Below are 24,580 nucleotides of genomic sequence, written 5' to 3' on the forward strand. Positions count from 1 at the left end.
CGGGCGAAGGCGGAGCGGGGTGGGACGGGGGTGTTGGGGGGAGGGTGTGTGGGTAGGACCTCGCGGACGCGAGGAGGGCGACGTGGTCGCAGCGGGGGGTGCCGGGCGTGAGCCCGATGAGGCGGCGCACCGGGCGGTAGCGGCAGCAGCCGGGCCGCGGCAGACGTGGGCGGCCCTGCCCTGGCTGGTGCGCACCGCCGTGGTGTGGAGCGCCTGCCTGGTGGTGATCGCCGCTGGGCTCTACCTGCTGGCGCGGATCACCCTGCTGGTCACACCGCTGGCCATCGCGCTGGCCGCCACCTTCTTCCTCGCCGCGCTGCTCGACCCGGTGCAACTCGCGCTCCGCCGGCTGCGGCTGCCCGCCTCGCTGGCCGCCCTGCTCACCGTCCTGCTGCTGCTCGGCATCCTGGGTGGTCTCGGGGTACTTGTGTGGAACCTGACCGCCAACCAGTTCAGCGAACTGGGTGATGAACTGCAGCAGGGCCTCGGGCGCACCCGGGATCTGATCACCTCCACCCTGCCGGTGACCGATCAACAGCTCGACGGTCTGCTCGACCAGCTACGCAAGGCGGCCACCGAGCAGGAGGTCGACCCGGTCGCCAGCGCGCGCACCGTGACCGAGGTGTTCGGCTCCGCCCTGCTCGCCCTGGTGCTGCTGTTCTTCCTGCTCAAGGACGGCCGGGGGATGTGGCACTGGACGTTGCGCCGGATGACCGGGCCGAACCGGGACGTCGCCGCCGAGGCGGGCCGGGTCGGTTGGCGCACGCTCGGGTCGTACACCCGAGGCACCATGCTGATCGCGGCCATCGACGCGATCGGCATCGGCCTGGCACTGGTCCTTCTCGGCGTACCGTTGGCCTTTCCCCTGGCCTTGATCACGTTCATCGGCGGGTTCGTGCCGATCATCGGCGCGACCGTGGCCGGCGCGGTCGCGGTGCTGGTGGCGCTCGCCGCCAACGGTCCCACCACGGCGCTGCTCACCCTGGCTGCGGTGATCGCCGTGCAGCAGATCGAGGGAAACCTGCTGGAACCGCTGGTGATGAAGCGTCAGGTACGACTGCACCCGGTGGTGATCCTGTTGGCGGTCACCGCCGGCACCCTCATCGCCGGCATAGCCGGGGCCTTCGTCGCGGTGCCGATCGCCGCCGTCGCCTGGCGGATCATCGACAGCGTGCAGCGCCAACGAGAGGCCGCCGCAGCAGCCCGACCGGCACCTCCGGCACCCGACGACCCCCCGGCCACCGCAGATCCCGCACCCGGCTGAGACGCCCGCACTCCCGTCGCCGCGCAAGCGTCAAGTGGGACGACACGCTGTCGACGACGGGCACGGGGGCCGCGATGGTGTCAGGCCGGGGAGAGCTGAGGGTGCAGGTGGTCGTGGAACCAGTCGGCCGCAGCCTCGGCCACCTGTTCCAGGGTGCCGGGCTCCTCGAAGAGGTGCGTCGCACCGGGGATCACCCGCAGGTCGGCCGGGGCCGTCAGCTGGTCCAGCGCGTGCCGGTTGAGCGAGATCACCGGCTCGTCGAGGCCGCCGACGAGCAGCAGGGTGGGGGCGCGCACCTGGCCGAGCGCGGCTCCCGCCAGATCCGGACGACCGCCTCGGGACACCACGGCGTACACCTGCTCGGGCCGTCGGGCCGCCGCGACGAGGGCGGCGGCAGCACCCGTACTGGCACCGAAGATGCCGATCCGGGCCGTGTCGAAGGGCTGCTCCGAGGCCAGCCAGTCCACGATCGTGGCCAGTCGGCGGGACAGCAGGTCGATGTCGAAGCGTAGTTCGGCGGTGACGGCGTCCGCCTCGGCCTCCGCCGGGGTGAGCAGGTCGACAAGTACGGTGCCGAGCCCGCCCGCACTCAGCGACCTGGCCACGGCGACGTTGCGGGGACTGTGCCGCGAACTTCCGCTACCGTGCGCGAACAGCACCGCGCCCACCGGCTGGGCCGGAATCAGCAGGTCCGCCGGCAGGTCGGCCCCACCAGCCGGGATCGTCACCGCGTTGCCCCGAACGTCCATCGTCATCCTCCCGATCAATGCCGAGCCGATATCCGCAGGCGTCGCCGGGACCGGCCCACCCCGCAGGCGCCGATGTCGCGTACGACAGGCATACCCCGCCGGGCGGTCACCACGCCGACGCTCGCGAGCGTTTGCCGGGGGTCGGGTCGGGTAGCCGTCGCGGGACCGCAGACGGACCGGTGCCATCGGGTACCGGCGACCAGATCGCGAGGACCGTCATGCCGCATCATCACCGTGAGCCCGTCGACCAGGCCGCCGAACGTGAGCGGCAGAAGCAGGATGCCCCGCGTGGTCGGGACTGGGCGGACGAGGCTGCCCAGGCACGGTCGGCCGACGACCCTCGGGCCCGAACACCCCACGACCCCACCGGACGCCCTTCGCAGGGCGAACCGATCTGACCGGCCGCACCGCCGGCCCTCCGCTCAGGGCACGGGCTCAGGGCACGGGCCCAGATCAGGGGCTCAAGGCAGGTGCTCGGGCAGGCGGAGCAGCGGGGCCCGGCCGGGAGGCTGCTCCACCGGGGGCAGGTTCTCCGGCGGCGGGGGAATCGGCAGGGTCACCGGCTCCCCGGAGGTGACCTGCACCGATTCGCCGTGGTGGCGTACCTCCATGGTGGCGTCCGGATCGGTGTGGTGGTGCAGGACGTACGTCGTCTCGTGCGGTCGTACGGTCACCCGTAGCCGGAGTCCCCGGCACTCGAGCGAGAACGCCAACCGGCCGATCCGGGTGGGCAGACGCGGGGCGAACGAGGGTACGCCGTCGTGGTCCCGTAGCCCACCGAAGCCGGCGACCAACGCGATCCACGCGCCGGCCAGCGACGCCATGTGCACGCCGTCGCGGGTGTTCTCGTTCAGGTCGTGCAGGTCCATCAGCGCTGCCTCGCGCAGATAACTGTGCGCCAGTTCCAGGTAGCCGACCTCGGCCGCCAGCACCGCCTGGGTGCAGGCCGACAGCGACGAGTCCCGGACGGTACGCCGCTCGTAGTAGAGGAAGTTGCGCAGCTTCTCCTCGTCGGTGAACGCGTCACCCCGCCAGTGCATGGCCAGCACCAGGTCGGCCTGCTTGACCACCTGCTTGCGGTACAGGTCGAAGTACGGGTAGTGCAGCAGCAACGGGTACTTGTCCTGCGGGGTGTGCGCGAAGTCCCACTCCTGCAACCGGGTGAAGCCCTCGACCTGCTGGTGCACGTCGATCTCGTCGTCGTACGGAATGTGCATGGCCGTGGCGGCGTCCCGCCACGCGGCGGCCTCCTCGTCGGTGACCCCGAGGTGGAAGGCGTCGTCGCGGTAGCGCATCGCCACGTCCGCGGCGACGCGCAGATTCCGCTGTGCCATCAGGTTGGTGTAGATGTTGTCGTTCTTGACGGCCGTGTACTCGTCGGGGCCGGTCACGCCGTCGATGTGGAACTGACCGTTGCGGTCGTGGTGCCCGAGGGAGCGCCACAGCCGGGCGGTCTCCACCAGCAGGGTCAGCCCGATCTCGCGTTCCAACTCCTGATCGCCGCTGATCAGCACGTAGCGTCGCAGCGCGTCGGCGATGCCGGCCGCGATGTGGAAGGCAGCCGTGCCGGCCGGCCAGTAGCCCGACGACTCGGGACCTTCGATGGTCCGCCAGGGAAAGGCCGCCCCGGCCAGGTTGAGTGTGCGGGCCCGCTCGTGCGCCTGTTCCAGGGTCGAGAATCGCCAGAACAGCGCGTCGCGCACGGCCGCCGGATGGGTGTACGTCAGCACCGGCAGCACGAACATCTCGGTGTCCCAGAACGCGTGCCCGTCGTACCCCGGGCCGGTGAGACCCTTCGCGGCGATGGGCCGGCGTTCCGCGCGGGCGCCGGCTTGGAGCACGTGGTACAGCCCGAACCGGACGGCCTGCTGGACCTCCGGATCGCCGTCGATCTCCACGTCGGCGGCGTCCCAGAACTCGTCCAGGTACTCCCGCTGCTCGCGGACCAGCCCGTCCCAGCCGTCGAGTTTCGCGGCGGCCAGGGCGGCACCCACCTGGTCGCGCAGGGCGGGCAGCGAACGCCGGCTGGACCAGCCGTAGGTCAGGTACTTCACCACACTCAGCCGCTGGCCCGGCTCCAGCACGCAGCCGACGGTGGTCCGCACCCAGTCTTCGTACCCCTCGGACTCGATCGTGGTGCGCGACGGTGAGTCGACCTCGTGCTCCATCGCCGCAGCGACCCGTAGCCCGGAGACCTTGGTGCGGTGGATGAGCAGCCCGCCGTCGGAGGTGGTCAGCTCCTCCTCGGCCTGCAGGGGCGACTCCAGCACGGCGGCGACCCGGGGGTCCCGGCTCTGCGGCGGCAGGGCTTCGTTGGCCACCAGCTCCGACTGGATGATCAGCCGCAGCGGCCGGTCGTCGGCGACCTCCACCTCGTAGCGGATGGCGGCCACCGACCGCTGTCGGAAGGAGACCAGTCGGGTGCTGTGCACCCGCACCTCCCGGCCGGCCGGCGAGCGCCAGTGCAGGGTCCGGTGCAGGGTGCCGGCCCGCAGGTCGAGGACCCTTTCGTGGGCGAGCAGTTCGCCGTAGCGCACGTCCAGCGGCTCGTCGTCGACAAGCAGCCGGATCAGCTTGCCGTTTGTCACGTTGACGATGGTCTGGCCGGACTCGGGAAAACCGAAACCCGCTTCCGCGTACGGCAGGGGACGCAGCTCGTAGAACGAGTTGAGGTACGTGCCGGGCAGCCCGTGCGGCTCGCCCTCGTCCAGGTTGCCGCGCAGCCCGACGTGCCCGTTGGAGAGCGCGAAGACCGATTCGGACTGGGCGAGCACGTCCACGTCGAGCTGGGTCTCCCGGACGTGCCACGGCTCGACCGGGTACGCCCGCTCCCGGATCACTCGGGCCGTCCGGCTTCGAGCAGTTCAGCCAGGTCGGTGACGACCACGTCGGCGCCGTGGGCGCGCAACTCGTCGGCCTGCCCGGCCCGGTCGACCCCGATCACGTACCCGAAGCCGCCGGCCCGACCGGCCTCGACTCCGGCGAGCGCGTCCTCGAAGACGGCCGCCTGCTCCGGCTCGACGCCGAGCAGCTTCGCACCGGCGAGGAAGGTGTCCGGATGCGGCTTGCCGCGCAACCCCTCGGCCCGTGCTGTCAGTCCGTCCACCCGTTCCTCCAGCAGCGGTTCGAGCCCGGCGGCGGCGATGACCTCCCGGCCGTTGGCGCTGGCCGTGACGACCGCGCGACGCAGCCCGGCCGCGGCCACCGCCTTCAGGTACGCCACCGAACCGGGGTAGACGTCGACACCTACGCTGCGGATCCGCTCCACCACCAGGGCGTTCTTCTGGTTGCCGATCCCGTGCACGGTCTGCGCGCCCGGCGGGTCCTCGGCCGTGCCCTCAGGAAGGGTGATGTTCCGCGAGGCGAGGAAGGTGCGCACGCCGTCGAGGCGGGGCCGCCCGTCGACGTAGCGGTGGTAGTCCGGTCCCGGGTCGAAGGGCTGGTACGGCTCGCCGCTGGCGTCGGCGTGCCGGTGCAGGAAGTCGTCGAACGTCTCGGTCCACGCGGCGTTGTGCACCCGGGCGGTCTGCGTGAGCACACCATCCAGGTCGAAGAGACACGCGGTCACATGATCCGGCAGGCCGAGCACCGCACCAATCTATCCACGGTCACCGCCCGGCAAACGTACTTCGCCCAACCCGGCGCGCCGCCCGGTCATCGAGCCGTGTTAACAGGGGGCCCTTCCTCTACCGCAGGCGTTAAGAAGGTGCCCTTCCTTGCACCCTCAGCGCCAGCCGACGTCGATGCGGGCGCCGCGTTCGTCGAAGAAGTGCAGGGCGTCCATGCGTACCTTGATGGCCAGTGGGTGACCGGCAGAGACGGCGGGGTACGGCGCGAGCCGGACCGCCAGTTCGGCCGGGCGGCGGTGGTGCCGGCCGGGATCGGCAAGGACGCTGGCCTGGCCGCCGCTGTTCGGGTTCGCCTCCGGCACCGGGGCCCGGCCGGTGAACCGCTGCATCACCTGGCCGAAGCGGCGCAGGCCGCGCTGACCGAGCGGGGTGTCGCTGTCCGGCGGCGCGCCGACCTCGTCCACCACGATCGCGGTCGCGCCGATGTCGAGGAAGGCCAACGACTCGTGCCCGTGGTGTTCCAGGTAGCGGATCCGGCCCTGGAGGACGTCGCCCGGTGCGTCGGGGGCGACCGGGGTGAGCGCCTCGGCCCGCATACCGACCACGATCCGCTCGCCGTGGTAGTGCGCCACCGCACGGCTGCGGATGTCGTCCCACGGCAGGTAGAGCGCCTGCTCCCCGAGGGTGAGGGTGACGTACCGGTCGAGGTGGACGTAGACCGACGCCTCCAGCAGGTTCATCCGCGGGCTGCCCAGGAAGGCGGCGACGTAGAGGGTGGCCGGGCGGCCGTACACCTGGGTCGGGGTGCCCACGTCCTGGAGGACGCCCTTGCGCATGATGGCGACCCGGTCGGCCATGGTCAGCGCCTCGGCCTGGTCGTGCGTCACGTAGATGGTGGTGACCCCCAGCTCGCGGGTCAGGCCGGAGATCTCGGCCCGCAACTCCGCGCGCAGTCCGCTGTCGAGGTTGGACAGTGGTTCGTCCATCAGGAACAGTTTCGGACGGCGCACGATGGCCCGGCCCATCGCGACCCGCTGCCGCTGCCCGCCGGAGAGCTGGCTCGGGCGTCGTGCCAGCACGTCACCGATGCCGAGGGCGCTTGCCACGTCGGTGACCCGCTCGCCTCGCGGGGCCGGTTCGACGCCGGCGAGCTTGAGCGGGAAGGCGATGTTGTCACCGACGCTCATGTGCGGGTAGAGCGCGAAGTCCTGGAAGACCATGGCGATCCCGCGCTCCCGGGGCGGCAGGTCGTTCGACACCTCCCCGTCGAGCATCACCGCCCCCGAGGTCGGCTCCTCCAACCCGGCGACCATGCGCAGCACCGTCGACTTGCCACAGCCGGAGGGCCCGAGCAGCACCATGAACTCTCCGTCGTTGACGTCGAGATTGATGCTGTCCACCGCGACCGTGCCGTCTCGGAAGACCTTCGTGACATCCTTGAGCGCGACGGTGCTCACCGTCTCCTCCCCCACCTCGTCTGCCGAACCCGGCAATGACTGTGACCAGGATCATGTCGGTCGCACATCGGGTAAACGTGTGATGTTCCGGTCGTGACAGACGTATTACGTTCCATCGAGTAGCGGCTATCGACTGAATTTTCCAGACTCAGCCGGAGATGTCACCGAGGAAAACCCGACGAACCACCCGCTGCGCGGCCTGCCCGTCCTCCAACGCACAGAATCTGTCCCGGAACCGCGCCCGGGTGTGGTCGGCCGCGACGGAGTCGGACTGCCCTGCCCGCAACACGTCCAGCAACTCGGGAAAGGTCCGCGCCACCGGCCCGGGCGGCTCGGCGAGCAGGTCGAAGTAGACCCCCCGGGTCAGCCGGTACGCGTCCCAGTCCGGCGCGTAGATGACGATCGGCCGGTCCAGCACCGCGTAGTCGAACATCGCCGAGGAATAGTCAGTGACCAGCACGTCGGCCGCGAGGTAAAGCTCCTCGACCTCGGGATGGGCGCTGACGTCGATGATGCGGTCCCGACCCGCGGGCGGCCACGCTCGCCGGTCGCGGTCGTGGAAGTAGTGGCTGCGCATCAGTAGCAGCCCGGACGGGCCGATCGCGTCGAGCACCCGTTCCGGGTCGAACGGTGGCCGATAGCCGGGCAGGTGCTCCCGGTGCGTCGGGGCGTACAGCACGACCAGCTCGCCGAGGCCGGCGCCGAACTGGGCGCGCAGCCGCAACACCTCCTCGGGGGGCGCGGCGACCAGACGGTCGTTGCGCGGGTAACCCACCTCCAATGTGGTGTACGCGGCCGGATAGGCCCGCTCCCACATCTGGGTGGAGAAGCTGTTCGCGGTGATGCTGTAGTCCCAGCGGTCCACCCGGCGCAGCAGGCCGGCGAAGTCCATCCCGACCGCGCCCAACGGATAGCGCTGCTGGTCCAGGCCCATCACCTTGACCGGGGTGCCGTGGTGGGTCTGTACGTGCACCGAACCCGGCCGTTTGCGCACCGAGTCCGGGAAGTTGACGTTGTTGATCAGCCACTTCGCCCGGGCCAGCACCCGGTGGTACGCGGGAGTGCCGGCCACCACGTACTCGACGCCCTCGGGCAACGTGTGCACCCGGTCCCGGCGGACGATCCACACACCTCGGATCTCCGGCACCAGTTGCCGGGCCGCCTCGTAGATCGCCGCCGGGTTGCAGGCGTAACCGCGATACCAGTAGGCCGCATAGACGGCGAGGTTCTCGTCCAACGGGCGACGCGCTTCGGCACGGTGGTAGCCGTACAGCGCGACGTCCCGAGCCGCCCGTACGGTGGCCCGGGCCGGCGGCACCACCCGGCGCCTGACCCGCCCGGCGGCCCGGCGGGCCTTCTCCCCCGTCCGGCTGGTGGCGCGCAACGCCGAGTACGTCCGCCACTGCCCGGCCGCCACCAGCCGGTGTTTGAGCCCTTCCACCCCGGGGGGAATCCGGTGGCCGCCCGGCGGCCGGAAACGGGCGTGGTCGATCGTCACCCGGGCGAAGAAGGTCGGCCGCAGTTCCGCCGGGACCCGGTTCTCGTTGCCGAGCACCGTCAGGTAGTGCCACATCATCCGCTCGAACAGCGCCGCCCGCAGTTGCCCGGCGTCGAACCGGTCGGCCTCCCGGAACACCCGGTGCCACTGCTCGAAGACCTCGAAGTGCCGCTCACCCTGGGTCTTGGTGATCGCCCCCGCCCGCCGCTGCCGGTAGTTCACGCAGACCGTGTCGAGCACGCCGATCCGGTCGGCGGCCAGCAGCACCGGATAGCTGAACGAGACGTCCTCGTACCAGCCGGGGGCGAAGCGCAGCCCGATCTCGGCCAGGAACTGCCGCCGGACCAGCCGGTTCCAGGCGGTGTGCAGCAGTTCCAGGGTCTCCGGTCGGTCCCGCAGCCGGAAGGTGATCGGCCCGGTCGGCTCCGGGAACACCTCGGCCATCGCGCTGCGGGTGACCGTGCCGTCCCAGTGCGTGCGGACGTGGTCGACCAGCAGCACGTCGGGCCGGGTGGTGTGCAGCCGCTCGGCCACCTCGACCAGGCAGTCGGGCACCAGCCAGTCGTCTCCGTCGACGAACCAGACGTACTCGCCGACGGCCCGGTCCAACCCGGCGTTGCGGGCCGGTCCGAGCCCGAGGTTGCGGTCCAGCCGGACGGCGCGTACCCGGTCGTCGCGGGCCGCGTACTCGTCGAGGATGTCGCCGCTGGCGTCGGGCGAGCAGTCGTCGACCCCGATCACCTCGATGTCGGTGACCGGCTGGGCGAGGATCGAGTCCAGGCACTCCCGCAGGTAGCCCTGGACGCGGTAGGCCGGGACGACGAAGCTGATGAGCGTCATCGTCCCGGCCTCCGTCAGATTGTCGTGCTCCTCCCGGCACCCGCCGGCACCCGCGCCGGTCGGACGAACCAGGCCAGCACCACACTTGCCACGAAAAGCACCAACAGGTAGATACCGAGTGTAGCCAGACCAATACTCGCAATTCCGGCTATCGCCGCCACCGCCAGCAGCACCGACCGCCCCTCCCAGCCGAGGGTCGCCGGGTGCAGCGGCGGTGCCGGTTGCCGCTTCTCCAGCCGGGCCACCAGGTCGTAGTGGTGCAGGGTAAGCACGAAGACGTACCCGAAGATCAGCCAGGCGGGCGCCTGACCGATCACCCCGACGGCGATGGCGAACAGGTACTCACCGGCCCGTAGCGCCGCCGGCACCAGCCAGTCCAGCGGCCCGTTGTGCGCCGCACCGGCACCGCCGGCCGCGAGCAGCAACCCCACCAACGCGAGCAGCACGGTCCATCTCGGGTACGCCTCGCCGTAGCCCCAGGTGGCCAGCAGCACGAGAATCGTCGGCAACACGGCCAGCAGCGCCAGCACCAACGGTCCCGGCCGGCGGGCCACCGGGAACCGGGCGGCTAGCGGGCCGTCGTCGCGGTGCAGGGTGGCGTCGAGCGTGTCCAGCACCGGCACCCACATCCACCGGGCCCGCAGCGTACGCAGCGCCCCGGTGTACGCGAACGCCAGCACACCCCAGGTCAGTACCGCCAGCAGCGCGATCCGCTGGTTGAACAGTGCCGCGGCCAGCGCGATCAGCGCCCACCGTTCCCCGATCGGGAAGACCACCGTGCGCTTGAGCCAGTACGACAGCGAACCGGTGTCGGCCTGCACCTTGGTGGACGCGGCGTTGAGCCGGTCACCGATGCCGCCACCGCCGGTGCCGACCGCCTTCGGCCGGCGGGCCGCCTCGTCGTGCAGCACGCCGTACCACGCGTCGGTCATGTGTCGTACGGTCTGCAACGTCATCGCGGCGATCGCCAGAGCCCACCCGTACCGGACCCCGGCCGCCGTGGCGCCCCAGCCGAGGCCGGCGTAGACCACGTACTCCTTGGCCCGGTCGGCCATGGTGTCCAGCCAGCCGCCCCAGGCGCTGAAGTTGCGGGTGTAGCGGGCCAACTGGCCGTCCACGCAGTCCAGCACGAACCCGAGATAGAGCAGCACCCCGCCGGTGACCAGGGCGAGCCGGCCACCGCTGGCGAACAACGCAGCCGCGGCCACCGCGAACGCCACCGACAGCATCGTCACCCCGGTCGGGCTCAACCCCAACCGGGCCGCCGCCTTGGTGACGTACGGGGACCAGGTGCTGACGAAGTACGTGGTGAAGAAGTCGTCCTTCTCCTTGACCGACAGCCGCAACTCGGCCCGGTCCTCGTCCACCTCGGCAACCTCGGCCCGCGCCCCGGACAGCCCGCTCTCGTCGTCGACCCGGTGCGCCACAAGCAGGCGTACCCGCTGGGCGAAGACCAGCACACCCTGAGCCGTGAGCCCGGTGAAGACCTGGTCCACGGCGGGCCCCGGCGGCTCGACGCGCGGACCGCCACCGTCCCCGTGCCCGGCGGCCACGTCGGCCAGCCGGCCGGTGGCGGCGGCCCGGGCCGCGGCCACCAGCGCGGGCAGGTCGTCCCGGCCGACCCGCACCGCGCCACCGAAGATGCCGGTGGCTTCGCCGTCGAGCCGGTGCGCCGGCCCCGCGTCGACCACCTGGCCGCGCTCCTCGCGGACCGTCGTGCGGCCACCGGCGGGCGGGTCGGTGAGCACCAACGCCACCGTCGGCCCGACCGGGCTGGTCACCAGATGCCGCAGTACGGCGGTGTGCGCGACCAGGTCGGCACCGCTGACCACCACCGGGCCCGTCGACCCGCCAGCCAGGTCGGCCAACTCGTCAAGGTCGGCCGCGAACCGCACGTCGGTGACGCCGGCCGCCCGCCACTGCGCGGCAAGCCGGTCGACAAGCGCCGTACCATCGCCCGCCGGCAGGCTCGCGGCCGGCGAGCCGGCAGCGAGCACGATCGCGAGCGTCACCGGGGAACCGCGTCGTGGTACGCGGCCAGCGCCTCGGCGATCGTGCCGTCCACGCTCAGCCGGCCCGCGTCGAGGAAGAGTCCTCGACGGCAGAACCGGGTCAGGTCCTTTTCGTTGTGTGACACCAGCACCAGAGTGCGCCCCTCCCCGAGCAGACGATCGATTGTCGTGTAGCACTTCGCGCGGAACTCGGCGTCCCCGACCGCCGTCACCTCGTCCATCAGCAGGATCGGGTGCGGCAGGTGGGAGATGATGGCGAAACCCAGCCGGACCTTCATTCCGGACGAGTAGTGCCGCACCGACGTGTCGATGGCCCGTTCCACCTGCTCACCGGCGAACGAGACGATCTCGTCGAAGTGCCGTTTCAGGTAGCCCGACGACAGCCCGTGCAGCCCGCCCACCAGGTACAGGTTCTCCCGCCCGGTGAGGTCGTTGGAGAAGCCGGCGGAGAGTTCCAGCAGCGGCGCGACGTCGCCGGAAACCCTGATCCGCCCCTCGTCGGGAATCAGCACCCCGGCGATCAGCCGCAGCAGGGTGCTCTTGCCGGTGCCGTTGCGGCCGATCACGCCGACGGTCTCGCCGGGCGCGATCGAGAAGGTCAGGTCGCGTAGCGGCCAGAACTGGCCGTCGCTCGCGCTGCGCCGACCCCGGTGGATGAGCAGCTCCCGCAGCCGCAGCTGCCGCCGACGGTTGCGGACGAACCGGATGCCGAGACCCTCCGCCTCGATGATCGATTCGCCCATCAGAGTTCCTTGAGCACGGCGGGTTCGAGCCGACGGAACGACCACCAGCCGGCGACGAGCAGCAGCAGACTGATACCCACGGTGGTGGCCAGCATCCGGGCTGACGGGAACTCGTCCGGGTACCACACCGAGTGGTGCAGTTGGAAGATGCCGACCAGCGGGTTGAGCTCGTAGCCCAGCTTGAGCCAGCCCGGCAGGCCGGAGCCCTGGACCAGGCTCAGCGGATAGATGATCGGGCTGGCGTAGAACAGCACCCGGATGACCAGCCGCATGAACCGCTCCACGTCGCGCATCAGCACGTTCCACGCGGACAGCAGCAACGCCACCCCGATCAGCAGGGTGGCCTGCACCAGCACCGCCAACGGCAGGGCCAGCAGCGACCAACCCGGATGGATCTTGCCGTCGGCGGCGTACCAGATCGCGATGCCGGCCAGAATCGGCAGGCCGGCGGCGTACTCGGCGAACCGACCGACCACCCGGCCGATCGGAAACACCTGCCGGGGCACGTTCATCGTGGTGATCAGCCGGGACTGGCCGGTCAACGCGTTGGTCGCCTCGCTCAACGCCGAGCTGGTCCACATCCAGGCGAAGATCCCGGTGATCAAAAACAGCGGGTACGACCCGGCGGCCTCGCCCAGGTGTCGGTTGGTGTCCCGGGAGTACAGCACGCCGAAGACGAACCAGTAGATCGCGCCCATCCCCAGCGGCTCGATCAACGACCAGAAGTAGCCAAGCACCGACTGCTGGTACTTGACCGCGAGATCACGCCGGACCAGGATGCGCAGCGAGTTGCGGTGCGACCACAACGCCCCCACGCCAGAGGTCACCGTCGTTCTCCCGCCTACTGAACGGACGACAGGTTAGCAGTCGATGAACTTCGTCCGTTCAGCACTCGATCACGTTTACCGCGAGACCGCCGCGCGCCGTCTCCTTGTACTTGACCTTCATGTCGGCGCCGGTCTCCCGCATGGTCTTGATGACCTTGTCGAGCGATACGGCGTGCACCCCGTCACCGCGCAGGGCCAGCCGGGCAGCGGTGATCGCCTTGATGCTAGCCACCGCATTACGTTCGATGCACGGTATCTGCACCAGGCCGCCCACCGGGTCGCAGGTCAACCCGAGATTGTGTTCCATGCCGATCTCCGCGGCGTTCTCCACCTGCGCCGGCGTACCACCCAACGCCTCGGCCAACCCGGCGGCAGCCATCGAGCAGGCCGAGCCGACCTCGCCCTGGCAGCCCACCTCCGCGCCGGAGATCGAGGCATTCTCCTTGAACAACACCCCGATCGCGCCGGCCGCGAGCAGGAACCGCACCACCCCGTCCGTGCTGGCCCCCGGCACGAACCGCGTGTAGTAGTGCAGCACCGCCGGAATGATCCCCGCCGCACCATTGGTCGGCGCGGTCACCACCCGCCCACCAGCCGCGTTCTCCTCGTTGACCGCCAAGGCGAACAGCGTCACCCAGTCCATCACGTACAGCGGATCGACTGCCCGCCCCGCCCGCGCGGCGGCGTCTGCTTCCAGGCTGCGGCGTAGTTCGGCGGCGCGGCGGCGGACCTTCAACCCGCCCGGCAGCGTGCCGTCGCGAGTGCAGCCACGCTCGACGCATTCCTGCATCACCCGCCAGATGTCCAACAGCCCGGCCCGCACATCCGCCTCGGACCGCCAGGACAACTCGTTGGCGAGCATCACCTCGCTGATGGACAGCCCGGTCGAGGCGGTCACGTCGAGCAGTTGCGCCCCGGTGCCGAAGGGATGACGGACCTCGGTGCTGTCCGGCTTGATCCGGTCGGCACCCGCCGCCGCCTCGTCGACGACGAACCCACCACCAACCGAATAGTAGGTGCGCGTCCTGACCTCTGTTCCGCTCCCGTCGTACGCCGAAAAGATCATTCCGTTCGGGTGATACGGCAGTGACCGGCGACGATGCAGCAGAAGATCCCGATCCGGGTCGAAGTCGATCTCGTGCGTGCCGAGCAGCGCCAGCCGCCGCTGCGCCCGAATCTCCGTCACCCGAGTGTCGACGGTGTCGGTGTCCACCGTCTCGGGCACCTCACCGGCCAGGCCGAGCAGGACCGCCCGGTCGCTGCCGTGGCCGTGCCCGGTGACGCCGAGCGACCCGAACAGCTCGGCCCGTACCCGACTCACCTCGCTGAGCCGACCATCGCCCTTGAGCCCGTGAACGAACGTACGCGCCGCCCGCATCGGCCCCACCGTGTGCGAGCTGGACGGCCCGATGCCCACACTGAACAGGTCGAACACACTGATCATGCCTACACCTCTCGCCCTGCGCCGGGATCACCGGTCAACAGACGATGAAGATCGTCACCGCCCTCGTCCCCAAGGCCGGCCGCCAGCGCCCCGATACGGACGCCCAACCCACCGACCCTAACCCCCACCCACCCAGCCTCCCTCCCTCCCCTCACCCTCACACCCCACACGCAGCGGGCGGACCACAGGCGGGGACCTTCCCCGTCGATCTTGCACTTCTGGTCGCCGATTACACCCGCTACACCCCTTATGCCCCGACCAAAACTCCATGATCGACGAGCAGGGGTGGGGAGCGCGGGGTGCGGGGAGAGGCGTGCTGGGAGGGGGGCGCGGGTAGGGGTGGGGATAGAGAGGAGGGCGCGGGTATGTACCTACGGGTGGGCTGGGGAAGGTTCGTTCTGGGGACGGAGGGCGGGGGCCGGTCCTGGCCCTAGCGTTGATGCCAAGAGCGGCGGATCGCCGCAGAGGGGAACTACCACGATGAGTCGCAAGCTTGTTCGGCCCCGGCAGGGGCGCATGTTCGCCGGTGTCTGCGCCGGCCTGGCCCAGCGTTTCGGCATGTCGGCCGGGATGGTCAGGCTGCTGTTCCTGCTGTCGCTGCTGCTGCCCGGCACCCAGGTGATCATCTACCTGGCACTGTGGATCATCATGCCCAACGAAGACCGCTACCTGGCAACCGCCCGCTGACCTCCCCCACGCCGGGCTCTCGCCCCCGAGGCGCCCACCCGCAGGGTGCCCACCCGCGAGGCACCCACCCGCAGGGCACGAACACGCGGAGCACGAACACGCGGGGCACGAACACGCGGAGCACGAACACGCGGGGCAGGAACACGCGGGGGCACGAACACGCGGGGCACGAGCAACTTCGGGGAAAGTGCCGCCAAACGGGGACCGGAGGCAACAACTTCCCCGAAGTTGCTGCCTCCGGCCGGATGAGTCGGGCGGTGGGGCAACGGGTCAGGGGGTCAGGGGGCCACGTAGGTGACGGTGACGTGCTCGAAGCCGAGGGAACCGAGCAGGCCCACCAGCATCTTGCGGGTGTTCTCCTCGGCCCGGGCAGCCAACCCGCTGTCCCGCGCCGCGGCGGTGATCCGGTCCTCGGCGAGCTGGTAGACCTGCTGCTGCCGGTTCGGGTCACCGCCGATCAGGTCACCGACCCGGTTGAGCAGGCCCCGCTCCTCCGCGAAGACGTAGCTCTTGTCCAGGTCGAGGTTGGTCTTGGCGAGTTGCGGCGCGGGCAGCTTGATCTCGACGGACTTGCCGTCGGCCGACTGCACGATCGCCCCCTCGGTGAGGGTGCCGAAGTCGACGTACGCCTCGACGCTGCCCGCTCCGACGAAGAGCGTGCGCTGGTTGAGCAGCCAGTCCGGCACGTTTCGGCGGTCGTTCTGAAGGTCGACGACGACCTGGAAGTTGCCCTCGGCGGCCACGTAACGGCTGAGATCCTGCATCGACTCCAGCAGCGCCGGCTGACTGCGGTCAGTCTGCTCCTTGCTGAAGGGATTGCGGAACTCGGGCAGGATCCCGGTGGTCTGCACGCCGAGCAGCACCACCACGGCGAGCGCCGCCGCGCCGAGCACCCAGAGCAGTGCCCGTGCGGCACCGCCGCTCGACGGCGGCGGGGGCGGAACATCGGACCGGTCGTCCGGGTGCAGGTCAGAGTCGGGGAACCTGCTGGTGGGCTCGTTGATGTCGCCGTCGCGTGCCATCGCCCTCACCGTCCTTGTCAGACGCGTTGTCTGTGATGACGGTAAGCCCCCCGTACGACAGCCGCTCGCCGAGTCACCCGATCGCGTGTCTGCGCAGGTCAGGCCGCATGAATGTCAGCTGCCCGACGCTGGGAGACCGACGGGTCACTCCACCGCTTCGGCCAGCACGAACACCCGGGCGTGGATCTGGTTGCGCTGTTGCAGCGCGGCGCGCAGCGCGCGGTGCAGGCCGTCCTCCAGGTAGAGACCACCGTTCCACTGCACCACGTGCGGGAACAGGTCACCGTAGAAGGTCGAGTCCTCGGCGAGGAGCTTGTCCAGCGCCAACTCGCGCTTGGTGGTGATGAGCTGGTCGAGACGCAGTGGGCGAGGTGGGATCTCGGCCCATTGCTTGAGTGTCAGGTTGTGTTCCGGGTAGGGACGCCCGTCCCGGACCGCTCTGAAGATCACGACGGCACGCTCCCCTCCCCCTGCCCGGGTCGTACCACGACGCCGACGCGGGTCGCGGCACGGTGCCGCGACCCGCGGCGCCGATGTCGGTGCCAGCGTAGCGGCCCCCCGCACTTCACGTTCTGCTCCCTGGTGCCAGTTTCGCTACCGGTAGTCCGGTTCCCAACAGGACGAAACCACCCGTACGGGTCAGCTCCACCGTCCGCGGCGGACCACTTCGTCCACCGGACGACGACCTCGACGCAGTGAGGGTGACCGATGGTCGGGTGCGCGATAACCGACAGTGACAGCCCCGATCGGGTGGTACTCCTCCGGCACACCGAACGCCTCCCGGTAGGGCTCCAGCCGCTGCGGCGGAATCCCGAAGAAGCAGGAACCCAGTCCCTCGTCGACCGCCGTCAGCATCATCAGCAGAGCGGCGAACCCGGTGTCGATGTACCAGTAGGGCACCGGCCAGCGGTCCGTCGAGCGGTCCGCCCAGCCCTTGTCCGCTTCCGCGTACCGATCGAGGTAGACCGAGCGGTTGGCGTGCGGCACCACGATCAGCGGAGCGCGGCGCATCCCGGCCAGCCAGCGGCCCGTACCGCCGTCCTCCGGGGTGGTGGCCGCCCAGAACCGCTCGCGGTCCGCCGGCTCCTCCAGCACCAGGAATCCCCAGCCCTGGGAGAACCCGGCGGACGGGGCCCGCACGGCGTGGTCCAGCAACCGGTCCACGACTTCCGGCGGGACCGGGCGGTCCGGGTCGTAGTTACGCACCATCCGGCGTCGCCGGACTACGTCCGCGAACTCCACCTGTCTCTCCTCGATGCTGGGCCGGGCCGACCGACGTCGGGACGGCCGGTCGACGTCGGGACGGCCGGTCGACGTCCGTTCAGACTCCGGGCCGGATTCCCCAGGCACCCCGCCAGGTCTCGCCGGGTGCCAGGACGATCAGGTCCCGACCGGACCGGAACGCGTCCGGCGGGCAGGTCATCGGCTCCACCGCCACCGACCGCCGGAACCGCTCACCGGTCAGTGTGTCGCCCGTGTAGACCTGCCACCAGCCGAACTGGGCGTCCGCCCAGATGCTCAGCCCGCTGGACCCGTCCGGGCCGCGCAGCGTCACCGCCGAACCGTCGTCGTCCCGGGTCACCTCACCGAAGGCGTGGTCCAGCACCGCGTCGCCGATGCGCCGCGGCTCGGTGTAGTCGTACTCGGTGCCGGCCACCGGGGTAACGCCGACCGGCAGCAACCGCCCGTCCACAAGCATCCGGGTCCGCCCGGGCACCTGCAACGCGATCTCCTCCACCGGCACCCCGGGCAGGCGCAGGTACGGATGCACCGAGAAGCCGAACGGCACCGGCTCGACACCGATGTTGGTCACCTCGTGCTCACCGCGCAGCCCTTCGGTCCCGACGCTCCAGCGGGTACGCAGTCGCAGCGGCCACGGGTATCCCGGCTGTGGCGGCAGGTCGAAGCCGATCGTGACCTCGTCCGGCCGTTGCTCGATCAGGTGCCAGGACGACCAGTTGACCAGGCCGTGGATGGCGGTGTTCCGCTCCGGCTCGGTGATGTTGAGCTGCAACGACTGCCCGTCGAAGGTGTAGGCCCCGTCCCGGATCCGGTTGGGCCAGGGCGCGAGCACCTGACCTGCCGAACCGGGGCAGATCTCGTCGGTGGCGTACCCGTCGACGTGCTCGACGCCGTCCTGGCGGTAGGTGCGCAGCCCGCCACCCACCTCGACGATGACCGCCTCGTGACCGGCGGCGGCAATGGTCCACTGTGCCCCGGAGAGGGGACGCGGCTCAGGGCTATCCATGTCGCCAGACCCTAGCTCCCAGGTGGGCTCTGCGCTCACTACGGTCGGCGGTCACCGGTCTGGACCGATGCCCGGTAGCGGGTCAGCGCGGGGAACGCCACGGCGAGCAACACCGCCAGCACCGCCGCCGCCAGACCACCGCCCACCCAGGCCACACCGCTGCCGAAACCGGCCGCCATGGCGCCCGCCCGCAGGTCACCCAGGCGCGGCCCGCCGGCCACCACGACGGTGTTGACCCCTTGCAGCCGCCCACGCATCCGGTCCGGGGCGTACACGATCAGCATCGACTGCCGTACCACCGAACTGACCAGGTCGGCTGCGCCGGCCAGCACCAGCAGCGCGACGACCAGCCAGAGCTGGCGGGCCAGCCCGGCCAACGCCACCGCGACGCCCCAGCCGACGACCGCCAGCACCAGCACCAGCCCCTGCCGGCGGACCCGACCGATCCAGCCGGAGAACAGGCCGGCGAGCAGCGACCCGATGGCGATCGAGCTGTACAGCCAGCCCACCGCCGCGCCGCCACCGAACCGCTCGGTCGCCACCTCGGGAAAGAGCGCCCGGGGAAAGGCGAACACCATCGCGATCAGGTCGATCGCGAAGGAGAGCAGCAGCACCGGCGCGCCGGCCAGGTAGCGGACGCCGTCGGCGATGCTGCGCAGCCCGGCCTGCCGGGGAGCACCGTCCGGGTCCGGCTCGGGCGGCATCGCGGGCAGTCGCAGCGCCGCCCAGACCAGCGCGACGAGCAGGGTGGCGTCCAGGCCGTACGCGACGGGCAGCGCGATCCCTAGCTCGAAGACGGCGAGGATCAGACCCGCGGCCAGCGGGCCGAGCACCGAGGTGGCCATCGCCGTGGTGAAGTTCAGCGTGGTGGCGGCGGGCACCAGTTCGACAGGTACCAGCCGGCCGACCAGCGCGGCGCGGGCCGGACTGGCGATCGCGAACGACACCGAACTCAACGCCACAAGCGCCAGCAGCAGCATCGGACTGCCGACACCCAGCAGGGCCTGCACCAACAACCCCAGGACGGACACCCAGAGCAGCACCGAGCCGCCCAGCAGCACCCGACGCCGGTCGAGGGCGTCGGCCACCGCGCCGCCCCACAACCCGAAGACCAGCAACGGTACGAAGGCAGCCACGCCCAGCAGCCCGACCCAGAGCGAGTCCTCGGTCAGCGCGTACATCTCCACCGGTACGGCGACCGCGGTGAACTGGAACCCGAACATCGCGATGGCGTTACCGACCCACAGTCGCCGGTAAGCCGGCACCCGCAGTGGGCGCAGGTCGATCGCCCAGCGGCGCTGCTCACGCGGCCGGGAGGTGTCTTTCGAGGTCACGGGGCCAGCCGCTCCACGACCCAGCCGGTGTCGGTACGACGGAACCGAAGCCGGTCGTGCAGCCGGCTGGCCCGCCCCTGCCAGAACTCCACCGAGTCGGGGCGTACCCGCAGGCCACCCCAGTGCTCCGGGGCGGGGATCGGCTCCACCTCGGCGAAGCGCTGCGCCGCCGCCCGGTAGGAGTCGTCGAGCGCGGCCCGGTCCGGCAGCACCGACGACTGGGTGCTGGCCCACGCGCCGAGCTGCGAGCCACGCGGCCGGCTGGCGAAGTACTCCTCGGTCGTGGCCCGGTCGATCCGCTCCACCGACCCGGTCACGATCACCTGCCGTTGTATCGGAAACCAGGGAAACACCAGGCTGGCGTACGCGTTGACAGCCACCTCGGCGCCCTTGCGGGACCGGTAGTTGGTGAAGAAGACGAAGCCCTGGTGGTCGTACCCCTTCAGCAGCACGGTGCGGGCGCTCGGCCGACCGGCGGCGTCGGCGGTGCCCACCACCATGGCGTTCGGCTCCGGCAGCTCGGCGGCCACCGCCTCGGCGAACCAGCGATCGAACTGGGTGCACCAGTCGCCGGCCAGGTCGGCTTCGACCAGCCCGGAGCCGGCCGTGTACTCGTGGCGCATGCCCGATGGCGGTGGTGTGTCCCCCGTCACGTGTCCTCCCCTGTCCTTCCGGCGGATCCGCCCCCGACCAGCCCGTACGGTCAAGTCTCGCCGAACCGATGACGGGCGGCTCATCCGGGGATGTCGCGTGCAGCACATCGACAGTGGGTCGCACACCCGGTTACCAGCAGGCAAGATGTCACGAACACATCCGGAGAGGGTCGCCGAAGGCGCTCACCCGGCCGGGGCCGGGTATCGAGCCCAGGGCGGGCGCACCGACCACACACCAGGAGTAGTGAGATGGCCGATTTCAAACCCGGACTCGAAGGCGTCGTAGCGTTCGAAACCGAGATCGCCGAACCCGACCGTGAGGGCGGTGCGCTGCGCTATCGCGGGGTCGACATCGAGGATCTGATCGGCCAGGTCTCCTTCGGCAACGTCTGGGCCCTGCTTGTCGACGGCCGGTTCGGGCCCGGCCTGCCGCCGGCCGAGCCGTTCCCGGTGCCGGTGCACTCCGGCGACATCCGGGTCGACGTGCAGTCCGCCGTGGCGATGCTCGCCCCGTACTGGGGTCTGCAGCAGATGCTCGACATCTCCGACGAGCAGGCCCGCGAGGATCTCGCCCGGGTCTCGGTCACCGCGCTGTCCTTCGTCGCCCAGTCCGCCCGGGGTCTCGGCCTGCCGGCGGTGCCGCAGAAGGAGATCGACAAGGCTTCGACGGTGGTCGAGCGCTTCATGAAGCGGTGGCGTGGCGAGCCCGACCCCCGGCACGTCAAGGCCGTCGACGCGTACTTCATCTCGGCCGCCGAGCACGGCCTGAACGCCTCCACCTTCACCGCCCGGATCGTCGCCTCCACCGGCGCGGACGCCGCCGCCTGCATCTCCTCGGGCATCGGCGCGCTCTCCGGCCCGCTGCACGGCGGCGCGCCCTCGCGGGTGCTCAGCATGCTGGAGGCGGTCGAGCGCAGCGGTGACGCCGAGAGCTACGTCAAGGGCGTCCTCGACCGGGGCGAGCGGCTGATGGGCTTCGGCCACCGGGTGTACCGGGCCGAGGACCCGCGCGCCCGAGTGCTGCGCCGCACCGCCAAGGAGTTGGGTGCCCCCCGGTTCGAGGTTGCCGAGGCGCTGGAGAAGGCGGCGCTCACCGAGTTGCAGGCCCGCCGACCGGACCGGGTGCTCGCCACGAACGTCGAGTTCTGGTCCGCGGTCGTCCTCGACTTCGCCGAGGTACCGGCGCACATGTTCACCTCCATGTTCACCTGCGCCCGGATGGGCGGTTGGAGCGCGCACATCCTGGAGCAGAAGAAGCTCCAGCGTCTGGTCCGGCCCTCCGCCCGCTACGTCGGGCCGGGCCCGCGCAAGCCGCACGAGGTCGACGGCTGGGACGCCGTCCCCCACGGCGTCTGAGGTGTAAGGAAGGGCCCCTTCTTAACGTTTCCGGTAGAGGAGGGGCCCCCTCTTAACACCCCGTTCCCGGCTTGTGGCGCCGCAGCGGCCAGCCGGGTCGTGGGCGCGCGGATCGTCGACGTACGCCCGTGGCCGACACCGATGTGGGCCAGGCCACGGGCTGTGGCGGACGACTCACGGTTCGGGGTGAGACGAGCGCCCGGAGGGGTACCAGCGGGTGCGAGGATGAAGGCGGCAGTGCCGCCGGAGGGTGCGATCACGCACCCACACGCGCACGCCGATCGGTCCACTCCCACCTGCTCAACCGGGCCCCGACCCATGCGGAAGGATCTTGAAAACCGTGGCTGACGCTCCGACCATCCGGATTCCCGACGAGATCAAGCCCGCCGACGGCCGATTCGGCTGCGGGCCGTCCAAGGTCCGTCCGGCGGCGGTCTCCGCGCTCGCCGAGGTGGCCACCAGCTACCTGGGCACCTCGCACCGGCAGAAGACCGTCCGCGACCAGGTGGCCCGGCTGCGCTCCGGCATCGCCGAGTTCTTCTCCCTGCCCGAGGGCTACGAGGTGATCATCGGCAACGGGGGCACCACCGCGTTCTGGGAGGTGGCGACCTTCGGCCTGATCCGCGACCGGGCACAGTTCGCCAACTTCGGCGAGTTCGGCGCGAAGTTCGCCAAGGCCGTCAAGGACGCCCCGTTCCTCGGTGAGCCCACGATCCGCAAGTCGGACGCGGGCAGCGCGCCGACCCTGGTCGCCGAGGCCGGCGTGGACGTGTACGCCACCCCGCACAACGAGACCTCGACCGGTGTCGCGGTGCCGATCAACCGGGTGGCCGGTGCCGACCCGGACTCGCTGCTGCTTGTCGACGCCACCTCCGGCGCCGGCGGCCTGGAGGTCAACGTCGGCGAGACCGACGTCTACTACTTCGCGCCGCAGAAGTGCTTCGGCTCCGACGGTGGCCTGTGGCTGGCCCTGATGTCGCCGGCCGCGCTGGAGCGGGCCGCCGAGGTCAAGGCCTCCGGCCGGTACATCCCCGCCTTCCTGGACCTGGTCACCGCGATCGACAACTCGCGGCTGGAGCAGACCTACAACACCCCGGCGCTGGCCACCATCTTCCTGGCCGCCGAGCAGACCGACTGGATGAACTCCCAGGGTGGGCTGGCCTGGGCGGCCAAGCGCACGGCCGAGAGCGCCGGCATCGTGTACGGCTGGGCCGAGCGCTCCGCCGTCGCCACCCCGTTCGTCGCCGACCCGGCGCTGCGCTCCAACGTGGTCGCCACCATCGACTTCGCCGACGGGGTGGACGCCACCGCGATCGCCAAGGCGCTGCGTGCCAACGGCATCGTGGACACCGAGCCGTACCGCAAGCTGGGCCGCAACCAGCTGCGCATCGCGCTCTTCCCGGCCGTCGAGCCGGCCGACGTGGAGGCGCTGACCGCGTCCATCGACTACGTGGTCGAGCGGCTCTGACCCGACGTTGAGACAATGGGCCCGGTCGACCACCCCGTGTGGTCGCCGGGCCCATTACGCTGAGCGGACCGGCCGCGCTGCGGCAGTGCCGTGCGCTGTCGTACCGTTGCGGTCGGCGGTCGGCGACTGACCGGCCACACAGCTCTCACCAGCACCGAAGAAGGCTGCTCAGCACGAGTTGCCCGGGCGTGGCGTCTCCCACCAGGACCCGGATGGGCGTACCGTGGTCCTCAACGCCCCGGGTGGCCGGCTCGTGGCGTACGGCCAGCGAAGCGGGACGGAGGCAACGCGATGCGCCCAGTACGCTTCGTCGCCCTCTCCGAGGACGGCCAGGCCCTGGTGCTCGCCGACGAGGTCGGGCGCCTGCTCGCCCTGCCCATCGACGAGCGCGTCGCCGGAGTGCTGCACGCCGAGCCGGGTGCACCGACGCTCGCGGTGGCACCGACCACCGCCGACCCGGTGCCGTCGCTGTCCCCTCGGGACATTCAGGCCCGGATCCGTTCCGGCGAGTCCGCTGAGGACGTCGCCCGCATCGCGGGCGTTCCGGTCGACCGGGTGCTCCGTTACGCCGGCCCCGTGCTTCAGGAGCGGGCGATGCTCGCCCAGCACGCTCGGCGTACCCGACTCAAGGGTGCCGAGAAGCCGACCCCGCTGGCCGAGGTGGTCAACGGACGGCTCGCCCAGCACGGCATCGACACCGAGAAGATCTCCTGGGACGCGTGGCGTCGCGACGACGGCACCTGGCGGATCGTCGCCACCTGGCCGTCCGGCAAGGCCACCGCGCAGGCGGTCTGGAATCTGGACAAGACCCGTCAGTCGGTGACGCCGCACGACGACATGGCGCAGTACCTCTGCGCCGAACGCCCCACGCCGATCCTCGGCCAGGAGCCGGCGCCGGAGCGGGGTGGCCACGCGCTGCCCGGTCCTTCGCGCGGCGAGCCGAGTCGGGGTGGCCACGGGCTGCCGACGCCGGCCGAGTCGGGCCGTACCGGCCGTGACCCGATCCGGGCCGGCCGGGACGCCCTGCTCGCCTCGCTCGATCGGCCGCTCGGCTCGACGTCGGGTCGCGGTCTCGAGCCGCGTACCCCGGCCGCACTTGCCGGACCGCCGGATTCGCCCCGGCAGCGGGCGGTCTCCGGTGGCGCTGCGGCGTTGCTCGGCGGTGGTCAGGGCTCGGCCTTCGACGACGACGCGGACGCGCCGAAGGAGGTGCCGGCCGTGCCGTCGCTGGCGGTGCTGCGCCCTCGCCGCACCAACACGCCGGCCGCAGCCGCAGCCGACTCCACCGAGCCCGGCAGCAAGCCCCGCAAGCGCCTGCCCAGCTGGGACGACGTCCTCTTCGGCACCGGCCCCGCCGCCCGCGAATCCTCCTAACCCCCCCGGGCCCTTCCCGCCACACCCCACCCTGC

Annotated in this window: 21 protein-coding genes; 6 read left to right on the plus strand and 15 right to left on the minus strand. The window is 70.9% G+C overall.

All coding sequences use genetic code 11. The annotated features are described in order from the left end of the window. Positions 1–82: 82 nt before the first annotated feature. The gene (locus tag C1A38_RS26155; protein ID WP_102660375.1) at positions 83–1,264 is read left to right on the plus strand and encodes an AI-2E family transporter; all 1,182 of its coding nucleotides are present in this window, start codon (positions 83–85) and stop codon (positions 1,262–1,264) included. An 80-nt stretch (positions 1,265–1,344) separates the two neighbouring features. On the opposite strand, the gene C1A38_RS26160 is transcribed toward C1A38_RS26155, so the two are convergent. Next, complete coding sequence (locus tag C1A38_RS26160; protein ID WP_102660376.1) at positions 1,345–2,013, minus strand: dienelactone hydrolase family protein; 669 nt, start codon at positions 2,011–2,013, stop codon at positions 1,345–1,347. A gap of 218 nt (positions 2,014–2,231) precedes the next feature. On the opposite strand from C1A38_RS26160, the gene C1A38_RS32030 reads away from it, so the two are divergent. Further along, positions 2,232–2,411, plus strand: a complete 180-nt coding sequence (locus C1A38_RS32030; protein ID WP_013731139.1) for a hypothetical protein — start codon at positions 2,232–2,234, stop codon at positions 2,409–2,411. A 63-nt stretch (positions 2,412–2,474) separates the two neighbouring features. Here the strand turns inward: C1A38_RS32030 and C1A38_RS26170 are convergent, their stop codons facing one another. The 8 genes from C1A38_RS26170 to C1A38_RS26205 form a co-directional block, all read right to left on the minus strand. Continuing rightward, entirely contained in the window at positions 2,475–4,853 is a 2,379-nt protein-coding gene (locus tag C1A38_RS26170; RefSeq protein ID WP_102660377.1) for a glycoside hydrolase family 65 protein, read from the minus strand. Further along, the gene (locus tag C1A38_RS26175; protein ID WP_102660378.1) at positions 4,850–5,602 is read right to left on the minus strand and encodes an HAD family hydrolase; all 753 of its coding nucleotides are present in this window, start codon (positions 5,600–5,602) and stop codon (positions 4,850–4,852) included. The genes C1A38_RS26170 and C1A38_RS26175 overlap by 4 nt, the downstream gene beginning before the upstream one ends. A gap of 135 nt (positions 5,603–5,737) precedes the next feature. After that, positions 5,738–7,039, minus strand: coding sequence for an ABC transporter ATP-binding protein (locus tag C1A38_RS26180; protein ID WP_102660390.1), 1,302 nt, complete (start codon positions 7,037–7,039; stop codon positions 5,738–5,740). 148 nt (positions 7,040–7,187) lie between these two features. Beyond that, the gene (locus tag C1A38_RS26185) at positions 7,188–9,377 is read right to left on the minus strand and encodes a bifunctional glycosyltransferase/CDP-glycerol:glycerophosphate glycerophosphotransferase (protein ID WP_102660379.1); all 2,190 of its coding nucleotides are present in this window, start codon (positions 9,375–9,377) and stop codon (positions 7,188–7,190) included. 14 nt (positions 9,378–9,391) lie between these two features. Continuing rightward, on the minus strand, positions 9,392–11,389 hold the full coding sequence (locus tag C1A38_RS26190) for a DUF5941 domain-containing protein (RefSeq protein ID WP_102660380.1): 1,998 nt from the start codon (positions 11,387–11,389) through the stop codon (positions 9,392–9,394). Further along, entirely contained in the window at positions 11,386–12,132 is a 747-nt protein-coding gene (locus C1A38_RS26195) for an ABC transporter ATP-binding protein (RefSeq protein ID WP_013731133.1), read from the minus strand. The genes C1A38_RS26190 and C1A38_RS26195 overlap by 4 nt, the downstream gene beginning before the upstream one ends. After that, positions 12,132–12,959 carry an ABC transporter permease gene (locus C1A38_RS26200; RefSeq protein ID WP_043719464.1) on the minus strand — a complete coding sequence of 276 codons (828 nt, stop codon included), beginning with the start codon at positions 12,957–12,959 and terminating at the stop codon, positions 12,132–12,134. Before C1A38_RS26200 ends, C1A38_RS26195 begins: the two co-directional genes overlap by 1 nt. A 58-nt stretch (positions 12,960–13,017) precedes the next feature. Continuing rightward, positions 13,018–14,403 (minus strand): L-serine ammonia-lyase, encoded by a 1,386-nt coding sequence (locus C1A38_RS26205; protein ID WP_102660381.1) that lies wholly within the window; start codon positions 14,401–14,403, stop codon positions 13,018–13,020. A 480-nt stretch (positions 14,404–14,883) separates the two neighbouring features. On the opposite strand from C1A38_RS26205, the gene C1A38_RS26210 reads away from it, so the two are divergent. Continuing rightward, positions 14,884–15,090 (plus strand): PspC domain-containing protein, encoded by a 207-nt coding sequence (locus tag C1A38_RS26210; RefSeq protein ID WP_043719459.1) that lies wholly within the window; start codon positions 14,884–14,886, stop codon positions 15,088–15,090. Between the two features lie 278 nt (positions 15,091–15,368). Here the strand turns inward: C1A38_RS26210 and C1A38_RS26215 are convergent, their stop codons facing one another. The 6 genes from C1A38_RS26215 to pdxH all read right to left on the minus strand — a co-directional run bounded on the left by C1A38_RS26215 (position 15,369) and on the right by pdxH (position 20,317). Next, positions 15,369–16,112: a DUF4230 domain-containing protein gene (locus C1A38_RS26215; RefSeq protein WP_102660382.1), complete on the minus strand. Its 744-nt coding sequence runs from the start codon at positions 16,110–16,112 to the stop codon at positions 15,369–15,371. 144 nt (positions 16,113–16,256) lie between these two features. Continuing rightward, positions 16,257–16,562, minus strand: coding sequence for a type II toxin-antitoxin system VapB family antitoxin (locus tag C1A38_RS26220; protein WP_093404142.1), 306 nt, complete (start codon positions 16,560–16,562; stop codon positions 16,257–16,259). A gap of 189 nt (positions 16,563–16,751) precedes the next feature. Continuing rightward, entirely contained in the window at positions 16,752–17,354 is a 603-nt protein-coding gene (locus C1A38_RS26225; RefSeq protein WP_102660383.1) for a nitroreductase family protein, read from the minus strand. A 79-nt stretch (positions 17,355–17,433) separates the two neighbouring features. Further along, positions 17,434–18,360: an aldose 1-epimerase family protein gene (locus C1A38_RS26230; RefSeq protein WP_102660384.1), complete on the minus strand. Its 927-nt coding sequence runs from the start codon at positions 18,358–18,360 to the stop codon at positions 17,434–17,436. Positions 18,361–18,398: 38 nt separating this feature from the next. After that, entirely contained in the window at positions 18,399–19,694 is a 1,296-nt protein-coding gene (locus C1A38_RS26235) for an MFS transporter (RefSeq protein WP_102660385.1), read from the minus strand. Next, on the minus strand, positions 19,691–20,317 hold the full coding sequence (gene pdxH, locus C1A38_RS26240; RefSeq protein ID WP_102660386.1) for a pyridoxamine 5'-phosphate oxidase: 627 nt from the start codon (positions 20,315–20,317) through the stop codon (positions 19,691–19,693). The genes C1A38_RS26235 and pdxH overlap by 4 nt, the downstream gene beginning before the upstream one ends. A 279-nt stretch (positions 20,318–20,596) precedes the next feature. On the opposite strand from pdxH, the gene C1A38_RS26245 reads away from it, so the two are divergent. From C1A38_RS26245 to sepH, 3 genes are all read left to right on the plus strand, one after another. Beyond that, complete coding sequence (locus C1A38_RS26245; RefSeq protein WP_102660387.1) at positions 20,597–21,703, plus strand: citrate synthase 2; 1,107 nt, start codon at positions 20,597–20,599, stop codon at positions 21,701–21,703. A gap of 340 nt (positions 21,704–22,043) precedes the next feature. Beyond that, positions 22,044–23,171 carry a phosphoserine transaminase gene (gene serC / locus C1A38_RS26250; RefSeq protein WP_102660388.1) on the plus strand — a complete coding sequence of 376 codons (1,128 nt, stop codon included), beginning with the start codon at positions 22,044–22,046 and terminating at the stop codon, positions 23,169–23,171. A 291-nt stretch (positions 23,172–23,462) separates the two neighbouring features. Then, a complete protein-coding gene (gene sepH, locus C1A38_RS26255; RefSeq protein ID WP_102660389.1) occupies positions 23,463–24,545 on the plus strand; it encodes a septation protein SepH in 1,083 nt (360 codons plus the stop codon). Positions 24,546–24,580 lie beyond the last annotated feature (35 nt).

Source organism: Verrucosispora sp. ts21 (genome assembly GCF_002879555.1).
In the GTDB taxonomy this organism is placed as follows: domain Bacteria; phylum Actinomycetota; class Actinomycetes; order Mycobacteriales; family Micromonosporaceae; genus Micromonospora; species Micromonospora gifhornensis.

Bases quoted from the DNA above. Each gene is read 5' to 3' on its own strand.
- C1A38_RS26160 (WP_102660376.1), bottom strand. From the start codon at position 2,013: ATGGACGTTCGGGGCAACGCGGTGACGATCCCGGCTGGTGGGGCCGAC.
- C1A38_RS26195 (WP_013731133.1), bottom strand. From the start codon at position 12,132: ATGGGCGAATCGATCATCGAGGCGGAGGGTCTCGGCATCCGGTTCGTC.
- C1A38_RS26245 (WP_102660387.1), top strand. From the start codon at position 20,597: ATGGCCGATTTCAAACCCGGACTCGAAGGCGTCGTAGCGTTCGAAACC.
- pdxH (WP_102660386.1), bottom strand. From the start codon at position 20,317: ATGCGCCACGAGTACACGGCCGGCTCCGGGCTGGTCGAAGCCGACCTG.
- sepH (WP_102660389.1), top strand. From the start codon at position 23,463: ATGCGCCCAGTACGCTTCGTCGCCCTCTCCGAGGACGGCCAGGCCCTG.
- C1A38_RS26205 (WP_102660381.1), bottom strand. From the start codon at position 14,403: ATGATCAGTGTGTTCGACCTGTTCAGTGTGGGCATCGGGCCGTCCAGC.
- C1A38_RS26210 (WP_043719459.1), top strand. From the start codon at position 14,884: ATGAGTCGCAAGCTTGTTCGGCCCCGGCAGGGGCGCATGTTCGCCGGT.
- C1A38_RS26215 (WP_102660382.1), bottom strand. From the start codon at position 16,112: ATGGCACGCGACGGCGACATCAACGAGCCCACCAGCAGGTTCCCCGAC.
- C1A38_RS26230 (WP_102660384.1), bottom strand. From the start codon at position 18,360: ATGGATAGCCCTGAGCCGCGTCCCCTCTCCGGGGCACAGTGGACCATT.
- C1A38_RS32030 (WP_013731139.1), top strand. From the start codon at position 2,232: ATGCCGCATCATCACCGTGAGCCCGTCGACCAGGCCGCCGAACGTGAG.
- C1A38_RS26185 (WP_102660379.1), bottom strand. From the start codon at position 9,377: ATGACGCTCATCAGCTTCGTCGTCCCGGCCTACCGCGTCCAGGGCTAC.